General features: G+C 56.0%; 1 pseudogene. It reads left to right on the forward strand.

From position 1 onward, the window contains the following. A pseudogene (locus AB9F26_RS22570) lies at positions 1 to 243 on the forward strand (IS3 family transposase); the annotation flags it as partial.

Below are 243 nucleotides of genomic sequence, written 5' to 3' on the forward strand. Positions count from 1 at the left end.
AGGAAGAAAAGGAACGCATCAAGGGGTTGGAACGCGATCTAGCCCGCAAGGATCGTGCCTTGGCTGAAACCGCTGCATTGCTTGTTCTGCGAAAAAAGGCATCAGCGATCTGGGGGGACGAGGACGCATGATCAGCACCCTAGATCGCCAAACCGCCGTTGATCTGATCAACGAGGCTGTCGTGGCTGGTGCACGGCATTTCAAAGCGTGCGGCGTGCTTCAAATCAGTGAGCGCACCTTTCG

The sequence above is a fragment of the Falsihalocynthiibacter sp. BN13B15 genome, assembly GCF_041205415.1.
In the GTDB taxonomy this organism is placed as follows: domain Bacteria; phylum Pseudomonadota; class Alphaproteobacteria; order Rhodobacterales; family Rhodobacteraceae; genus Falsihalocynthiibacter; species Falsihalocynthiibacter arcticus.